General features: G+C 35.2%; 18 protein-coding genes. 8 read left to right on the top strand and 10 right to left on the bottom strand.

Annotated features, from left to right (window positions below; all coding sequences use genetic code 11):
- Positions 1–74: 74 nt before the first annotated feature.
- A complete protein-coding gene (locus PFY09_RS03300) occupies positions 75–878 on the top strand; it encodes a helix-turn-helix domain-containing protein (protein ID WP_271161392.1) in 804 nt (267 codons plus the stop codon).
- Positions 879–1,330: 452 nt separating this feature from the next.
- Here PFY09_RS03300 and rplI read toward each other — a convergent pair whose 3' ends face one another.
- From rplI to PFY09_RS03260, 8 genes are all read right to left on the bottom strand, one after another.
- The gene (rplI, locus tag PFY09_RS03295) at positions 1,331–1,840 is read right to left on the bottom strand and encodes a 50S ribosomal protein L9 (protein WP_076390046.1); all 510 of its coding nucleotides are present in this window, start codon (positions 1,838–1,840) and stop codon (positions 1,331–1,333) included.
- 132 nt (positions 1,841–1,972) lie between these two features.
- Positions 1,973–2,275, bottom strand: coding sequence for a 30S ribosomal protein S18 (rpsR, locus tag PFY09_RS03290; protein ID WP_002979091.1), 303 nt, complete (start codon positions 2,273–2,275; stop codon positions 1,973–1,975).
- Between the two features lie 30 nt (positions 2,276–2,305).
- Positions 2,306–2,647 (bottom strand): 30S ribosomal protein S6, encoded by a 342-nt coding sequence (gene rpsF, locus PFY09_RS03285; protein ID WP_029293501.1) that lies wholly within the window; start codon positions 2,645–2,647, stop codon positions 2,306–2,308.
- A gap of 165 nt (positions 2,648–2,812) precedes the next feature.
- Complete coding sequence (locus PFY09_RS03280; RefSeq protein WP_271161391.1) at positions 2,813–4,171, bottom strand: chloride channel protein; 1,359 nt, start codon at positions 4,169–4,171, stop codon at positions 2,813–2,815.
- 40 nt (positions 4,172–4,211) lie between these two features.
- The gene (locus tag PFY09_RS03275) at positions 4,212–4,835 is read right to left on the bottom strand and encodes a hypothetical protein (RefSeq protein WP_271161390.1); all 624 of its coding nucleotides are present in this window, start codon (positions 4,833–4,835) and stop codon (positions 4,212–4,214) included.
- A 53-nt stretch (positions 4,836–4,888) separates the two neighbouring features.
- On the bottom strand, positions 4,889–6,316 hold the full coding sequence (locus tag PFY09_RS03270) for a beta-lactamase family protein (protein WP_271161389.1): 1,428 nt from the start codon (positions 6,314–6,316) through the stop codon (positions 4,889–4,891).
- 209 nt (positions 6,317–6,525) lie between these two features.
- On the bottom strand, positions 6,526–7,836 hold the full coding sequence (locus PFY09_RS03265; RefSeq protein ID WP_271161388.1) for a dihydrolipoamide acetyltransferase family protein: 1,311 nt from the start codon (positions 7,834–7,836) through the stop codon (positions 6,526–6,528).
- 63 nt (positions 7,837–7,899) lie between these two features.
- A complete protein-coding gene (locus PFY09_RS03260; protein ID WP_076390051.1) occupies positions 7,900–8,727 on the bottom strand; it encodes an SAM hydrolase/SAM-dependent halogenase family protein in 828 nt (275 codons plus the stop codon).
- 135 nt (positions 8,728–8,862) lie between these two features.
- Between PFY09_RS03260 and PFY09_RS03255 the strand changes: the two genes are divergently transcribed.
- From PFY09_RS03255 to PFY09_RS03235, 5 genes are all read left to right on the top strand, one after another.
- Complete coding sequence (locus tag PFY09_RS03255; RefSeq protein ID WP_087710390.1) at positions 8,863–9,822, top strand: PhoH family protein; 960 nt, start codon at positions 8,863–8,865, stop codon at positions 9,820–9,822.
- A 141-nt stretch (positions 9,823–9,963) separates the two neighbouring features.
- Entirely contained in the window at positions 9,964–10,632 is a 669-nt protein-coding gene (locus PFY09_RS03250; RefSeq protein WP_271161387.1) for a porin family protein, read from the top strand.
- Positions 10,633–10,752: 120 nt separating this feature from the next.
- Positions 10,753–11,262, top strand: a complete 510-nt coding sequence (locus tag PFY09_RS03245) for a hypothetical protein (protein ID WP_116547534.1) — start codon at positions 10,753–10,755, stop codon at positions 11,260–11,262.
- 211 nt (positions 11,263–11,473) lie between these two features.
- Entirely contained in the window at positions 11,474–12,082 is a 609-nt protein-coding gene (locus PFY09_RS03240) for an outer membrane protein (protein ID WP_268054132.1), read from the top strand.
- Positions 12,083–12,170: 88 nt separating this feature from the next.
- Positions 12,171–12,794 (top strand): OmpW family outer membrane protein, encoded by a 624-nt coding sequence (locus PFY09_RS03235; protein ID WP_271161386.1) that lies wholly within the window; start codon positions 12,171–12,173, stop codon positions 12,792–12,794.
- 78 nt (positions 12,795–12,872) lie between these two features.
- Here the strand turns inward: PFY09_RS03235 and PFY09_RS03230 are convergent, their stop codons facing one another.
- Entirely contained in the window at positions 12,873–13,145 is a 273-nt protein-coding gene (locus PFY09_RS03230) for a TM2 domain-containing protein (protein WP_087710381.1), read from the bottom strand.
- 31 nt (positions 13,146–13,176) lie between these two features.
- Positions 13,177–14,538: a signal recognition particle protein gene (ffh, locus tag PFY09_RS03225; protein ID WP_100375478.1), complete on the bottom strand. Its 1,362-nt coding sequence runs from the start codon at positions 14,536–14,538 to the stop codon at positions 13,177–13,179.
- A gap of 628 nt (positions 14,539–15,166) precedes the next feature.
- Here ffh and atpB point away from each other — a divergent pair.
- Together atpB and atpE are read left to right on the top strand one after the other, a co-directional pair.
- On the top strand, positions 15,167–16,270 hold the full coding sequence (gene atpB / locus PFY09_RS03220; RefSeq protein ID WP_271161385.1) for a F0F1 ATP synthase subunit A: 1,104 nt from the start codon (positions 15,167–15,169) through the stop codon (positions 16,268–16,270).
- A 51-nt stretch (positions 16,271–16,321) separates the two neighbouring features.
- Entirely contained in the window at positions 16,322–16,516 is a 195-nt protein-coding gene (atpE, locus tag PFY09_RS03215; RefSeq protein ID WP_002979108.1) for an ATP synthase F0 subunit C, read from the top strand.
- The last annotated feature ends 59 nt before the right edge of the window (positions 16,517–16,575 follow it).

Genomic DNA, 16,575 nt, shown 5'->3' with positions numbered 1-16,575 from the left:
GGACATGATTTGTGAAAACAGAAAAAAATTTGCTCATTTACGCCATATTGAAATTTTCTCTTTACCTTTATTGAATGAACGAAAGTCATTTTAAAGCAGTAGAAGAAGCAGATTCGGAATTTTACGTTTATCATGTGCTTACCGGAAAGGTGAAAACCGAAATCCATTATCACAGTTCGGCTCAGTTGGTTTATGCAGAAGGCGGAATTGTGCATATTTTCACTGATCTGAAACACTGGTATTTACCGGCAAGATGTTTTATGTGGATTCCTGCCGAAACACCGCATTATATTTTCTCTACGAGTCCGAAAGTGGATCTGTACAATTTTTACTTTAAAAAAGAAGACAACGAAAATGGCTTTTTTGATGAAATTAATATTTATTCGGTAAGTCATCTTCTTCGGGAGATGATTTTGTACACTAAATACTGGGATGGGAAAATCACAAAGAATGACGGAGTAAAATATGATTTTCTTAAAGCGTTAAAAGGGATTTTACCTGAAAAAAGGGATAAAAAACTTGCATTTCCGGTTCAGCATCCTTTTCCGAATGACGAAATGCTTCTGAAGGTGGCACAGTATATTCATGCGAATCTGGAAAAGCCTTTAAGTATAGAATCTACGGCAAAAGAATTCGGGATGAGTACAAGAACGCTTTCCAGAAAGTTTAAGGAAATTCTGGGCATGAATTACGTCCGTTTTTTACGTGCGCTGAGAATTACCCGTTCTCTGGAACTGATGCTGGAAGGGAAGTACAATATGTATGAGATCGCGATGATGGTGGGATACAACAGTTTGTCTTCTTTCAGTAATATTTTTAAGAAGGTGATCGGGGTTGCTCCGACGGATTATCTTCAGAAGCTGAAGGGAGAGGAGTGATTTTGAGTTGGAGAGTTGTAGGGTTTGAGAGTTTGAGAGTGGGAGGGTTTTTGTGTTTTTTCTAAATACTAATGACATAAATTTTTTTCATGAAAGCATTAATTAAATTTCTGCTTCATTCTTTATTTTTTGGAGAGATAAGTGCTGTGAAAACGTATTAGTATTGATTAATGAGAGGAAATTTTAGCCCCGATTGTAATGAAAATCCTTTTTTGAAAAAAAAGATTGCAATGGAAAGCGGGAAATAGCTCCTGAAAAATATAGAGATGTTCTTTTTGAGGGTAGATTTCTCCTTCGTCGAAATGACAGATGTGTTGATGTAATAATAAATTGTTGTGAAAGATTGCTTCGTCGCTTCAGAACTACGTTCGCAGACCTTCAGTCTGTTCGCAATGGCACAAAAAAACCACTTCGGTTGAAGTGGTTTATATGTTGAGAAAATCTCGTCTTGATTAAGCTTCTTCAGAAGATGCTTCTTCTTTTTTAGCAGGAGCTGCTTTTGGAGCTTCAACCGGAGCATCAGATACAACATCGAATTCGTAGTTGTACTCAACGTTTCTGTGAAGTCTAACAAGAGCTGAGAATTTACCTGTTCTCTTGATTGTGTTTCCAGGAATTTTGATGTATTTTTTATCTACAGATACACCTGCTTTTCCTAGAGCTGCAGCTAAATCTGCATTGTTGATAGAACCGAATAATTTATCACCAGTACCAACTTTTGCAGGAATTGTGATAGAAGTTTTCTTTAATTGCTCTACTACAGCGTTTGCAGCAGCAACCAATTTAGCTTCTTCTTCTTTTCTAGCCTCCAAAGTAGCTTCTAAAGCTGCAATGTTTTTAGGAGTAGCTAATAAAGCGTACCCTTGAGGAATAAGGAAGTTTCTTGCATAACCAGGCTTTACGCTTACTGTGTCGAATTCAAGACCTAAGTTTTCTACGTCTTTTTTTAGGATAATGTTCATTGTTGTTGTCCGTTTTAGAGTTTGGAGCTCCGGATTTTATATTCCGGTTTACTCTTCACATCGTTAGAATTTATAAATTAATTCAGCAACAAAAAGCCAAAAGCGAGAAGCTAATGGCTAATTGCAATTTTTTTATTTTAATAAGTCAGCTACGTATGGTAGTAACGCCAAGTGTCTTGCTCTTTTGATTGCAGCAGAAACTTTTCTTTGGTATTTTAAAGAAGTTCCTGTGTATCTTCTTGGTAAGATTTTACCTTGCTCGTTTACGAACTGTAATAAGAAATCAGCATCTTTGTAATCAACGTGCTTAATTCCGTATTTTTTGAATCTACAATATTTCTTTTCAGATTTTGTATTGATATCAAGCGGAGTAAGGAATTTTACTTCAGATTCTCCTCCAGCTGAGGCTTGTTTAGCCATTTCGTCTATTGCCATTGTCTTGTCTTTTAAAAATAGGGTTAATAATTAAGCTTTAGCTGCTTTTACTTTTGCTCTTCTAGTTACAGCATAGTCAACAGCGTGTTTGTCTAGTTTTGTAGTAAGGTAACGGATTACTCTCTCGTCACGCTTGAATGCCAATTCTAAATCAGCAACTACAGAACCTTCACCTTTAAATTCGATTAAAGTGTAAAATCCGTTCTTTTTCAATTGGATCGGGTAAGCTAATTTTTTTAATCCCCAGTTTTCTTTAGCAACGATTTCGCAGTTCTTTTCTTTAATAAGATCTTCGAATTTTTTCACTGCTTCCTCCACCTGTGCATCAGATAGAACGGGAGTTAAAATGAAAACAGTTTCGTAATTGTTCATAATGTTAAAAAATTTGTTAATTATTTCGAGGTGCAAAAGTAGAGAATATATTTGTAATATGCAATACGAAAGCGAATGTTTCTGAAAAATTGTTGATGGAGAATTGTTATCAGTTCATGGTTTTTGTTTTTTTATAAATGAACTTTAAACCTCAAACCCTGAACTCTAAATACTATTGTCTTTTCTGATCTCCGTTAAAAAATTCACTTTTATGACGTCATATAAAGAATGTCGGCTTACCAAAATGGAGGCAATGGAAGACACCATTCCGGCTAACATAAGATGAAATATTAAAGAATGTCTGTCCGTCATTTCCAGAACAATGATTGCCGATGTAAAAGGCGCTCTTGTAATTCCGGTTAAAAAAGCAACCATTCCTGCCAAAACAACAACATTGGTTTCATTCGGGCTTAAATGAATGAATCCTGAAATAACAGAACCAATACTTGCTCCGGCTGTTAAAGCGGGGGCAAAAATTCCTCCGGCGCCGCCGGAAGTGAAGGAAAGGGCAGGACCCAACATTCTTAAAACCGGAACGTACCAGTCTTCATGTTTTTCTGAAGTAAAAAGAACGCGTTCCATGATTTCTTTTCCGGAGCCTAATATTTCTCTGTTGATGAAAAAGGCTATAGAAGCGATGATCAGAGCGCAGAAAATTAAAAATGCTACGTTCGCACGGTCTGTTTTAAGTTTTCTTTTCTTCCAGTCATTCATTTTAAGCATGATTACGGAGAGCTGACTGGCTAAAATTCCGGCAATTCCGCCCACTAAAATGATAGGAAACATGACCATTAAAGAAACGTCATTTGTTTTTGGATATCCCAAATAAAGGTAAGAACCTGCCAAAGTCTGCGCCGTTAAACCCGCAATGATAACTGCGGTAAACAGAGCGGTTTTAAAATAATTGATATGGGTTTTGGAAAGTTCTTCCACAGCGAAAACAATTCCGCCCAAAGGTGTGTTGAAAGCTGCTGCAAGTCCCGCTGCTGCACCCGTCATAATCATATTTTTCTTTGAAATTTTCGGCCACCATGCGGGAAGGTATTCGTTTACTTTTCTGAAAACAGAACCTGCAATCTGAATCGTAGGACCTTCACGACCGACTGCACCGCCTCCGATGACCAAAACCAAAGAGGAAAGGATTTTAAAAACAATAATTTTTAAGCTTAATAAACTTCTGATTTTTCTGTGCTCTTTCGGATTGGCGAGTTCTACAGCCGCCATCACCTGCGGAATTCCGCTTCCTTTTGCATTCGGGGCAAATTCTTTTACGAGCCACCATGAGACAACAAAACCAATCGGGGCAATTATGAAGATCATCCACGAATGCCAATCCAGAATAAAATGCAGAAGATTTTCTCCCCATGCAAAAATTTTGGCATACATCACCGCTACAAATCCCGTAATTACGGAACCGATCCAGAAAGGAATTGCCTGAAGCAGATTGTACTTCAGTTGTTCGTTTCTAATATTGTCAAAAGATTTTTTTAGAGATCTTCGGATGATGACTATTATTTTCAGCATTTAATTGTTGGTAGCAAGATTGATGATAAAAATAAGGAATTTATATTTCTTCTAAAAATTTTGCCACCAGTAAAGCGTTTTGTACAGAAAGTTCTTTAGGCAAGGCGAAGCTTAATAGGTTGTTTTTAATTTCCAGCTTAAAATTTTCATCAGGAAATGATTTTATAACTTCCTTTCTTCCGGAGTTTAAAAAGGATTGGGTTTTAAAAGGATCGCTTCCCAAAACATAAAAATCTTTAAAATCACGGTCTTTAAAATTAACAGTAAAGCTGTTGAATATTCCTGCAATTTTATCTGCCCATTTCTTTCTGCTGACTGAAATAAATCCAAAATCACTGCTTAGTTTTTTCATTCCCCAGATTTGCAGACTGTCATACGAAGTTGTTGTGCGTGCTCCTTTTGCGTTGGTTCCTATTTTGCTGACGATAAAGAGATAAAAAGAATTCTGTCTGTTGTTATCCGTAATGAAATAGCCTATTTTGGGAGCAAAAAGCGGTATTCCTTCACCGGAATTAAATTCATGAAAAGGGGAGTTTTTAATTTCAATAACGGCGATATCGTAAATTTCAAAAAGTTTGTCATAAACCTCAAATATGAGATTTTCTTCTTCTTTTGAAAAATCGAAAAGTTTTTTAACATTGAGTTTTCTGAAATCCAGTTCCACGGTGAGAAGGTTTTTTTAGTTTAGACAAACTGAGAATTAAAGTTAAATGTTAATTATTTTTTCATTAAATCTTGTATTTTGTTGACCATATTTTCTGCGTTGGTATTTTTTGGGTTTAATGCTAAAGATTTTTTATAATTTTCTAAGGCTAAAGTATAGTTTTTAATTGAAAAATAACCTTCTCCCAAACTGTCAAAAGCATTCGCCGACTGAGGATTTTCTTTAGCATTTAACGCAAAAACTTTTACTGCCTCATTAAATCTGGAATTTCTCATTAAAATATAACCGATATTATTCAAGGTATCTTCAAAATTCCATTTTGAATCTTTTGCTTTAATGGAATAATAATTTTTTTCAGCATTTGGATTGTTTGGCTTAGCAAATTCAGTAATAATTGATTCTTCTGCTAACAGAAAATTATCTGTTAAATTTTTATCCACGATGGATGCAATATGATTTATGATGTGATATTGTTCTGGAAAAAAGTTATAACCGTTTGACATCATGATTATTGCCATATTATTTTGTGGATAAAATCTGAAAGCGCTCACATTTCCTCCAGAAAAACCGTAAGACGAAATATTATTCACTTTATTGATTTCCCAGCCGTATGCAAAGACATCTTTTTTATTTCCATATTCAAATGGTTGCCACATCATGTCTTTTGTTTTTTGATTCAGGAAGTCATTTTTACTTAAATGGCTGCTCCATTTTAAAAATGCAGGCAGAGTAATGGCTATACCGTTTCCGGGATATGCTTTTTTTCCTTCAACATCTTTAGATTTTACATATTTTTTAGTCTCCGAATTGAAATTGTATTTTATAACACGGTTCGGAATTTTTTCAAGAGCATTTGACGAATAAACAACCTGATTTTTTACATCAAAAAATTGACTACTTAGAATAAAATCTTCAAAAGATTGTCCTGTAATTTTTTCAATAATCATAGAGAGAAGCATATAATTCGTTTGATTATATCTGAATTCGTTCCCTGTTGTAAAATCCATTTTCTCTTTGCTCAACCGTTCAATAGTTTTAGAACCTGAATATTCCGGCAGAATATCACTGAAAGCAATAAAATCCGGTATTCCGGAAGAATGGGTCAAGAGATTTTTCACCTTTACATTTTGCCATTCTTGGGGTAGATTTTCAACGTATTTTGAAACATTTTCTTCTAAAGATAATTTTCCTTGTTCTATTAATTGAAAAACACCAACGTCAGTCATTAATTTTGAAGTAGAATATATCCTGAACATTGAACTTGGACTTACTTTTTTAGCATCTTCCAAATTTTCCGTACCGTAATATTGCTCAAAAATTACTTTACTATCTTTTACAACACCAATTGCTAAACCTGGAATCTGATTTGCTTTAATGGCTTCTTTTACGTAATTATCAATTAATGTAAACTGATTGGCTTGCTGCGAAAAAGAGACGGCAGAAATATTTAAGGCAAAAGTTGCCAGAAGAATTTGTTTCATATTTTGAGAATATAGGTTCTTGCTTTTATTTAAAGACAGTTAAAAAAAGCATTCTATTACATGGTTTGTCTGGATTTGGTATAAAATGTTACAAAGTTTTTCAAACAAAAAACCTCCGAAAAAAATCGAAGGTTTTATATTGTAAAGATGTTTCGATAAGCTTAATATGACAATTACATCATTTATCACTTATCATTCATCATTTATAATTATATTTCTGTATTCAGATCCCAGTTTTCAAGGTAATCATGAACATGTTTAAGCATCATTCCGCCTAGAGAACCATCTACAACTCTGTGGTCATATGAGTGAGACATGAACATCAGGTTTCTGATTGCAATTACATCTCCGTCCGGCGTTTCAAGAACGGCAGGTTTCTTAACGATAGCTCCGATTGCCAAGATTGCAACCTGAGGTTGAGGAATAATCGGAGTTCCCATTAAGTTTCCGAAGCTTCCTACGTTAGAAATTGTATATGTTGCACCCTGAGTGTCTTCAGGTCTTAATTTTTTGTTTCTTGCTCTGTACGCTAAATCGTTGATTGCTTTTGCCAATCCTGAAAGTGATAACTGATCTGCGTTTTTAATAACAGGAACGATAAGATTTCCGTCCGGTAAAGCTGTTGCCATACCGATGTTGATGTTTTTCTTTTTGATGATATTTTCACCGCTGATCGACACGTTGATCATAGGGAAATCCTGAATCGCTTTCACAACTGCTTTCACGAAAATCGGCATGAACGTCAGTTTTTCACCTTCACGTTTTTCAAAAAGAGATTTGTTTTTATTTCTCCATTTCACAACGTTGGTAACGTCTGTTTCAATGAAAGAGGTAACGTGAGGAGCAATCTGCTTCGCCTTTACCATGTTTTCAGCGATGATTTTTCTCATTCTGTCCATCGGAATGATCTCGTCACCTGCAGCAGCGGTAATGGTTGCCGCCGGAGCTGAAGTCGCAACCGGTTGTGGAGCAGATGCAGTTTGTATAGGAGCAGCCTGTTGAACTGGCTGGTTTCCTCTGTTTTTAACGTACGCTAAAATATCTTCTTTGGTAATTCTTCCTTCCAGACCGCTTCCTTTGATGGTTTTCAGTTCGGTTTCAGAAATATTTTCCTGTTGTGCGATAGATTTTACAAGCGGTGAAAGATAAAGATCTCCCGAAAACTCTGTTGAAGCAGCTACTTTTAAAGGTTCCTCAATGGTTTTTAAGGTTTCCGCGTCCGGAGCCGCCGCCGGAGTTTCCGTTTTTACTTCTTCAGAAGCAGTGTTTCCGCCTTCTCCTTCAATTTCTAAAATAGCAATGGCTTCGCCTACTTTTGCAACTTCGTCTTTCTGTTTCAAAATCTTTACGATTTTCCCCGAAACGGGTGTCGGAACGTCTGAATCTACCTTATCTGTTGCAATTTCTACTACGGAATCATCCTCTTTTACGCTATCACCTTCGTTGAACAACCAGGAGATAATTGTCGCTTCCATAACACCTTCTCCCATGGACGGAAGCAATAATTTGTATTCTGCCATTTTTAATTTTTAGATTTTGACAAATATATAAAAAAAATCGATTTTTTTATGAAATATTAAATTTTAGAAAAATTCAATGTAAATATTTTCGCCCACGTTAAGCCCAAACAGTGATTTTGCCCCGTTTTTTCGGCTTCCTTTGTAGATGGTAAGCTCCAAAAGCTGACTGTCATTGAAGATTGCAGCAGACTGCCCATGAAATTCTGTTTCTCTTTCCCAGTCCGAAACCACTTCCGTATGACTCGAAAAGACTCTTGAAAGTGCTAAGTTTCTGAATTTTATCGTGAAACTTTCGTATCCTTTTGAGATAGTTTCGAAAAGATCTTTGTTAATATTTGATATTATATTTCCGAAATTATCAATGTACGTAACTTCTCCGATAATCATTTTTTCAGATTCATTATAAACAGGTTTTGGAAACAGAAGCTGTTTTGCAGAGTCTATTTTTCTGCCGATCACTTCGGGAAGTCCTCCGTTTGCCAAATGAACGGCTGCAGGAACAAAAACATCTGTAGAAGTAAAATTAACGATATCGTCGAAACGGTTGTTCAAAGTGATTTCGTAGATCGCTTCAGGTTTAATATCAAAAAATATCAAACTTAAAACGCCGTTATCTGCCGCCAGAAAGTAATGTCCGTCGGATTTATATAAAATATTTTTCCTGTTTCTGTTGTGAAAACTGTCTACGGAAACAATATGAATCGTGCCTTTCGGAAAGTGTTTGTACGCATTTCTTACGATGTAAGACGTCTGTATAAGGTTAAATGCCTGTATTTCGTGACTAATATCAACAATATTAACCTTCTGATTCAGAGAAAGAATGCTCCCTTTTACAGCGGCGACTCTGTAATCCAAATTTCCGAAATCTGAAGTGAGGGTTATAATTGACATTGATGGTTGTATAGAATGATAGAAATGCAAATTTATCTAAAATAAAAGGAATGCCGGAAAAATTATGGAAAAGAATTTGATATAAATTTCAAAAAAAGCTTTAAATTTAAAATCTAAAATTAATAATAATACTGCATGTTTGAATTGACATATGATCTTGAGGATATCGATGCGAAAATCTTCTACGGAGTAAATAACCAATTTTTCAACCTTATAAAATCTACTTTTCCCACTCTTAAAATCACTGGAAGAGATCACTATATTTTTGCGATGGGCAATCAGGAAGCTTTGGACATTTTTAAGAAAAAGCTCGATGATATTGTCAATTTTATTTCAAAAAACAATTCTATAGACCTGAAAGATGTTGAAAATCTTCTGAATATTAAAGATGAAAACGAAAAGCAGCTTGTTTTCGATCAGGATATTATTGTAAAAGGCGTTAATGGCAAAATCATCAAAGCCAAAACCACCAATCTTAAAAAACTGGTAAAGGAAACCGAGAAAAAAGACATGGTTTTTGCCATCGGACCTGCCGGAACGGGAAAAACGTATACAAGTGTGGCTTTGGCAGCAAAAGCTTTGAGAGATAAAACGGTTAAAAGAATTGTTTTAACAAGACCTGCGGTTGAAGCAGGGGAGAGCTTAGGATTTTTACCGGGTGATCTTAAGGAAAAGCTGGATCCGTATTTACAGCCTTTGTATGATGCACTGCGCGACATGATTCCTCACGAAAAGCTGGAAGGCTTTATTGAAAAGAAAGTGATTGAAGTGGCTCCGTTAGCGTTTATGAGAGGGAGAACTTTGGATGATGCGTTTGTAATTCTGGATGAAGCCCAAAATACGACCCATTCCCAAATGAAAATGTTTTTAACGAGAATGGGGATGAATGCTAAATTTATCATCACCGGAGATCCTAGTCAGGTGGATTTACCTCCGAAACAGCAATCCGGATTAAAAGAAGCGATGAGAATTCTAAAGGATGTAAAAGAAATCGGTTTTGTTCATTTAACAGAAGAGGATGTAGTAAGACACCCTGTTGTAAGAAAGATTATCCTTGCTTATAATGACGAGGAGAAAAGACAGCGAAACGATTAAACAATTTATCATAATATAATTGAAAAGCAGATTAACAGGTGTTGATCTGTTTTTTATTTTTTAAACACTTCATTGTAATCATTTTGATATTTAAAAAAAAGTGTTATTTTTGCGACTGATTAATAAAAAAAACTATTAACTATGAAGAAATTATTTCTTTTGACAGCAGTCGCTGTTATGGGATTGAGCGCAAAAGCTCAGGAATTCAGATTCGGACCTAAAGCAGGTTTTGCTATGTCAACAATTAAGGTTGATGAAAAGCAAGATGATCTAGAAAAAAGAAACATGGATCCCAAATATACATTTTATATTGGAGGTATGGCAGAATACAAAATCAATGATAATTTTGGTTTCCAGGCTGAAGTGTTATATTCACCTCTTGGAGCTAAAGAAAAAATTGATGGAGTAAACGCAGGAGTAGTATTTGTTGGCGAACAGACAAAAGTTACTTATGGAACTCTTTTATTCCCAGTGTCTGCAAAATATTTCATTACAGAGGGGTTTTCTGTAGCAGCAGGAGCAAATTTTGGAGTTATTCTTTCAGCTAAACAAAAAACTGTAATCGGTTCAGATCTTATCAGTGTAGATGTAACTGATAGCGAAAGCAGTGGCGAAATAGATATTAAGAAACAAACTAAATCTTTAAATATTGCACCTTTTGTTGGTGTAGAATATATGTTAGAGAACGGATTGTTCTTTGACGCAAGGTATAGCTTAGGTGTTTCTAATCTTTCTAATGATGGAAGCGGTGGTAAAGTAACCAATAGCTTTGCTCAAGTGGGTGTAGGATTTAAATTCGGAGGGAACTAAGAATTTATTCTCATAAAAAAATTAAAGCGGTACAGAATTTGTACCGCTTTTTTTCTGTATAAAATGCTACCCCGTTTTTATTATCGGAAAATTCTCTATTCAAAATTTAAAATTATTAAAATGAAAAAACTATTATTGTTAGGTGCTTTTGCATTTTTGGGAGGTCTTACGCAGGCTCAGGAAGGTTTCAGGTTGGGAGCTCATGTGGGGGCACCGCTTGGAGATGCAGCAGATGCGGCGAGTGTAACTCTTGGATTAGACGCAGCTTATATGTGGAATATTACAAAAGGTCTTGACATTGGTGCTACTACAGGATATTCTCATTTTTTCGGAAAAGATAATGTAGACGATTTCGGGTTTGTTCCTGTTGCGGTTTCCGGAAAATACAGATTTAACAAGATTCCGTTGTTCGTAGGATTGGATCTTGGAGCAGGAATTTCTACCAGAAACTATATCAACAGCGGACTTTATGTAGCGCCGAGAGTAGGGTATCAGATGAAAAATACAGAGCTGTATTTAGGATTTCAGAGTGTAAGCAGTAAATACAAAGGTCGTGGTCCTTATTGGTACGGAGACGACCGATTTAACTTCGGAGCGGTTAATTTCGGGGTAAATTTCTTCCTGAAGTAAAATTTTTTAAAATCAACTATAATGAACTCCGATTGCAAAATTGGAGTTTTTTTATTCAAAAAATTATGAAAACGCTAAAAGCCTTTATTTAATAGCTTTTATTGTTGAAAATTGCTAAAAAATACCGATGATATTAATCACATTAACAAATTTTAATATTCAGCATGGTCACTGTAAATTTGCTGTCAGAAAGTATTAAAATTATTAAAAAATGAAAAAGGTATTATTAGCGGGTGCTATCGCACTTTTCGGTTTATCTAACGCGCAAATCGCTAAAGGAACTACATATGTGTCTGGAACTTTAAACTTTGCAGCTACTGAAAACAACAATACAAACATCAAAACTAGTGATTTAACATTAGTTCCTACCATCGGACATTTCGTTGGAACAAACGTAGCAGTTGGAGTTGGAGTTGGTTATGCTTCAAGCGTAGCAAAAAATGAAGGTGCTCTTACTACTACTAAAAGCACTGTTTCTGCATTTGTTGTAGAACCTTTTGCAAGAAAGTACTGGACTTTAGGTGAGAAATTCTACATCTTCGGTCAGCTTTCAGTACCAATGGCTTTCGGAAAAGATAAGCTTGAGAATACTACTTTAAATGTAACAAACACAACAGAAGAGAAATTCAACTCTTTCGGTGTTGCTGTGAAGCCAGGTTTAGATTATTTCTTAAACAAAAACTGGACTATAGAAGCTACAATCGGAGAATTCGGATACAGCAACTTCAAATACAAGAATGCTAAAAGTGTAGATAACTACAACTTCGGTCTTGATTTGGCTTCTGTTGGAATCGGTGTAAAATATGTTTTTGCAAAATAATAAACAAAGCATATAAACTAAAAAGTCCTGAGTTTTACTTAGGGCTTTTTAATCTTTAAAAATAAACTTAAAAATAAATTTTATAACTATGAAAAAATTATTACTGGCGGGTGCTGTTGCACTTTTTGGTTTGTCAAATGCTCAAATGACTAAAGGAGACTGGATAATCAGCGGAAATACAGGAATTGGTTTCAACAACATGGAAACTAAAACAAAGGTGAACGGACAGACTTTTGACGGAACTAAAGTAAGCACTTTTGCTGTTACTCCATCTGTAGGTTATTTCGTAATTGATAAATTGGCTGTTGGAATCGATTTAGGATTTACTAGTGTTACAACTAAAGATAACGGTGACAAGAATACTGTTTCCAGCTTTTCTGTAATGCCGACTGCTACTTATTATTTTGCAAACAGCAGCAAAGTAGTTCCTTTCTTGGGAGCGGGTATCGGTTATGCTTCTAGCAAAACAAAAGAAACTATTTCAGGAACTTCAACAGATTTTACTGCTGACGGTTTAGCATGGAAAGTAAAAGGAGGAGTTACTTATATGGCAACTCAGTCTTTAGGGATTAACTTAGGAGTATCTTTCGATCAGTTCTCGAACAAAGAAACTTATTTCGGTACTGAATTTAAGAACAGAGTAAATACTTTCGGGGTAAACGTAGGTTTCTCTTATTTCATCAAAGCTAAAGCTCAGAAATCTGATAAATAATTCAATTTCTTTCATTAGGATAAACAAAAAATCCGGTTCAGATATGAGCCGGATTTTGTATTTGTAAAACTTAAAGTCTTAGAACCATTCTTTTTGGTTTTGAACATACGTTCTGTCAAATTCTTCATCAGATTTTGTAAGGTAGATGATCCCTTCAATAAATCCAACAATACCAACAATCCCACAAGTTACAAGTCCTAAAACTAATTGAATAATTCCTGCTTTAGTATATCCAAGATAGAATTTGTGAATTGCAAAAGTTCCAAGTAAGATTCCTAAAATTCCTGCAACAACTTTTTTCTCTGATTTGTAAGGTTGATTGTAGTTCCCTTGTTTTTCGTTGAGTTCCATAATAATTATTTTTTAATCGTTTTTTTGTGTTTTATTTGCCGAACATTCCGCCCATTCCAGGCATATTTGGCATTTTGCTCATCATCTGCATCATCTGCTTTCCTTGAGGACCCTGCATCATTTTCATCATTTTACCCATCTGATCGAATTGCTTCATCAATTGGTTAACATCCTCAATTTTTCTTCCTGCACCTTTTGCAATTCTGTTTTTTCTCTGCGTGTTAATGATGGAAGGTTTTCTTCTTTCTTCAGGAGTCATAGAGTAGATGATCGCTTCGATATGCTTGAATGCATCATCGCTGATCTCAACATCTTTGATCGCTTTTCCAACGCCCGGAATCATTCCCATCAAATCCTTCATATTACCCATCTTTTTAATCTGGTTGATCTGCTTTAAGAAATCATCAAATCCAAATTCGTTTTTAGCGATTTTCTTGTGAAGTTTTTTCGCTTCCTCTTCATCAAACTGTTCCTGAGCTCTTTCTACCAAGGAAACAACATCTCCCATTCCTAAGATTCTGTCTGCCATTCTTTCCGGGTAGAAAAGATCCAAAGCTTCCATTTTCTCTCCTGTAGAAATAAATTTAATCGGCTTTTCAACAACAGAACGGATCGTTAAAGCAGCTCCACCACGAGTATCACCGTCTAATTTGGTTAAAACAACTCCGTCAAAATTCAAAGCATCGTTAAATGCTTTAGCCGTATTTACCGCATCCTGACCGGTCATTGAGTCAACAACAAATAACGTTTCGTTCGGCTTGATAAAATAATGAACCGATTTAATTTCGTTCATCATCTGCTCATCAATCGCCAAACGACCTGCAGTATCCACAATCACAACATCATGACCGTTTGATTTTGCAAAATTGATCGCGTTTTCAGCAATTGTGGAAGGATTTGTAGAACCTTCTTCCGTGAAAACCGGAACCCCGATCTGTCCGCCTAAAACTTTAAGCTGATCGATCGCAGCCGGACGATAAACGTCACACGCAACCAAAAGAGGTTTTTTATTTCTTTTTGTTTTTAAATAATTCGCCAGTTTTCCGGAGAAAGTAGTTTTACCCGAACCCTGAAGTCCTGCAATAAGAATTACAGAAGGCTTTCCTGAAAGATTAATACCTTCCTGAGAACCACCCATCAGATCTACCAGCTCATCGTGAACAATTTTCGTCATCAGCTGTCCCGGAGTAAGCGATGTAAGAACGTCCTGTCCTAAAGCTTTATCCTGAACTCTTTTGGTAAGATCCTTTGCAACTTTATAATTAACATCGGCATCCACCAATGCTCTACGAATTTCTTTTACGGTTTCCGCAACGTTGATTTCCGTGATTTTTCCACGTCCTGAAATATTATGCAGCGCTTTGTCTAATTTATCCTGTAAACTATTAAACATATGTATTGTAAATTATAGGTTTGCAAAAATAAGGAAATTTTTAGGATATAAAATGGTCTTCCACGTAATATTATATATAAGGAATAAATTTTAAGATATGATAAAAGTCAAATTATGATAAAATCCGATAGAAAAAGTCTATTTTTGTGTTCAGTTAAAATTAACCTAATAACTGTTAGGTGAAAATTAAATTTAGAATGAAAGCTAATCCCAATATTCTGGTTACGATATTGTTTTTTTTAACATTTTTGATTCATTTCTCATTATGGAAATTTGTTTTCCATCTTGATGAAATCATAATTGTTAAGTTTTATCTTTTTTTAAGCGTAATGTTTATGATGATGATTACACTAATTGTTTTAATAAACAGAGTGGCACCGGAGTTTTTAGGGTTATCTGTGATCGGATTAATCCTTTTGAAGTTCGGATTAATGTATTTAATTAGAAAAAAACTGAACTTTGAAGTTATTCCTGGGTATAAATTTCATTTTATATTGCCGTATTTTGTCCTGACAACACTGCTTACGTACTATGCCATTAAGCTCATCAATTATGACAAAAAACAGTAAAAATATTTATTGAAACTAGAAAAATTATTATATTTTTGCACAACGAAAAAAACCTATCAATGTTTAAGAAATTCGCAGTTTTATTCTACAGTATTTTTGTATTAAACTTAGTATCTGCACAGCATGGTGAAGCTACTGCTGAAGCAGGTTCTGCTACTACAGAGCTTTCTGAGAAAGATAAAGTAAGTAAAGAAAACAAGGAGTATATCGATCATCACTTATTGGATGCTCATGATTTTACATTGATGGTGGATAAAGAAGGTCATCACATTGGTTTTCCTCTTCCGGTTATTTTTTACGATAACGGTTTTCATGCTTTCATGAGTAATGCTAAAGAAGGATTCATGCATGGAGAAACTACAGAAGTTGATGGGGCTTTCTATAAATTGCACCACGAAAAAATTTATAAGACTGATGCGCAGGGGAATTTAGCAGAAGATGCAGAAGGTCACGTAACATCAGAGAAAGTTTTAGATTTATCAATTACTAAAAGTGTACTTATTATTTTATTAACAGCAATCTTCATGATGTTATTATTCACTGGAATGGCTAAGTCTTATAAAAAATCTGCTGTTCCTACAGGTGTTGCCAGATTTTTAGAGCCGTTGGTGATTTTTGTAAGAGATGAAATTGCTATACCAAACATCGGACACAAGTATAAAAGATTTATTGGTTATCTTTTAACTGTATTCTTTTTTATTTTATTTTTGAACGTATTAGGATTAATGCCATTCGGAATTAATGTTACAGGAAATATTACTATGACATTCTTCTTGGCTATCCTTACTTACTTGATTACGACATTCTCTGCTAATAAAGATTATTGGAAACATATCTTCTGGATGCCTGGAGTTCCGGTTCCAATGAAATTAATCATGTTGCCTATCGAACTGTTAGGAACAATTACGAAGCCTTTCGCTTTAATGATCCGACTTTTTGCCAACATGACTGCTGGACACATTGTAGTAATGAGTTTGATCGGATTGATCTATGTATTTAAAAATGTAGTGGCAGGAGTTGCATTCCCTTTCTTAACATTAGTAATTTATTTGTTAGAAGTGTTAGTTGCATTCTTACAGGCTTATATTTTTACAATGTTATCTGCTTTGTTCATTGGAATGGCAGTACAGGAGCATGAGCATGAACACCATGCTGCTCACTAATTTGAAAGTATAAATTAATTATCAGAAACAAATTTTTTAAAATTATATATTATGGAAATCCCTAAAATTGTAGGTGCTGGTATCGTAGTACTAGGTGTAGGTATCGGTCTTGGTAAAATCGGAGCTGCTGCTCTTGAAGCTATCGCTAGACAACCTGAACAATCTGGAAAAATCCAAACAGCTATGCTTATTGCAGCTGCACTTGTAGAAGGTGTTGCGTTTGCTGCTCTATTCGCGGTAAACTAATTAAAACTAAACCACTATCCGTAACGGTTGGTTACAGATAGTGGTTATTTAAGAAAAAA

It is taken from the genome of Chryseobacterium gambrini, assembly GCF_027920505.1.
GTDB lineage: Bacteria > Bacteroidota > Bacteroidia > Flavobacteriales > Weeksellaceae > Chryseobacterium > Chryseobacterium gambrini.
This window is presented reverse-complemented; position numbering and strand designations above follow the sequence as displayed.

Bases quoted from the DNA above. Each gene is read 5' to 3' on its own strand.
- PFY09_RS03300 (WP_271161392.1), top strand. From the start codon at position 75: ATGAACGAAAGTCATTTTAAAGCAGTAGAAGAAGCAGATTCGGAATTT.
- rplI (WP_076390046.1), bottom strand. From the start codon at position 1,840: ATGAACATTATCCTAAAAAAAGACGTAGAAAACTTAGGTCTTGAATTC.
- rpsR (WP_002979091.1), bottom strand. From the start codon at position 2,275: ATGGCAATAGACGAAATGGCTAAACAAGCCTCAGCTGGAGGAGAATCT.
- rpsF (WP_029293501.1), bottom strand. From the start codon at position 2,647: ATGAACAATTACGAAACTGTTTTCATTTTAACTCCCGTTCTATCTGAT.
- PFY09_RS03280 (WP_271161391.1), bottom strand. From the start codon at position 4,171: ATGCTGAAAATAATAGTCATCATCCGAAGATCTCTAAAAAAATCTTTT.
- PFY09_RS03270 (WP_271161389.1), bottom strand. From the start codon at position 6,316: ATGAAACAAATTCTTCTGGCAACTTTTGCCTTAAATATTTCTGCCGTC.
- PFY09_RS03265 (WP_271161388.1), bottom strand. From the start codon at position 7,836: ATGGCAGAATACAAATTATTGCTTCCGTCCATGGGAGAAGGTGTTATG.
- PFY09_RS03260 (WP_076390051.1), bottom strand. From the start codon at position 8,727: ATGTCAATTATAACCCTCACTTCAGATTTCGGAAATTTGGATTACAGA.
- PFY09_RS03255 (WP_087710390.1), top strand. From the start codon at position 8,863: ATGTTTGAATTGACATATGATCTTGAGGATATCGATGCGAAAATCTTC.
- PFY09_RS03250 (WP_271161387.1), top strand. From the start codon at position 9,964: ATGAAGAAATTATTTCTTTTGACAGCAGTCGCTGTTATGGGATTGAGC.
- PFY09_RS03245 (WP_116547534.1), top strand. From the start codon at position 10,753: ATGAAAAAACTATTATTGTTAGGTGCTTTTGCATTTTTGGGAGGTCTT.
- PFY09_RS03240 (WP_268054132.1), top strand. From the start codon at position 11,474: ATGAAAAAGGTATTATTAGCGGGTGCTATCGCACTTTTCGGTTTATCT.
- PFY09_RS03235 (WP_271161386.1), top strand. From the start codon at position 12,171: ATGAAAAAATTATTACTGGCGGGTGCTGTTGCACTTTTTGGTTTGTCA.
- PFY09_RS03230 (WP_087710381.1), bottom strand. From the start codon at position 13,145: ATGGAACTCAACGAAAAACAAGGGAACTACAATCAACCTTACAAATCA.
- ffh (WP_100375478.1), bottom strand. From the start codon at position 14,538: ATGTTTAATAGTTTACAGGATAAATTAGACAAAGCGCTGCATAATATT.
- atpB (WP_271161385.1), top strand. From the start codon at position 15,167: ATGTTTAAGAAATTCGCAGTTTTATTCTACAGTATTTTTGTATTAAAC.
- atpE (WP_002979108.1), top strand. From the start codon at position 16,322: ATGGAAATCCCTAAAATTGTAGGTGCTGGTATCGTAGTACTAGGTGTA.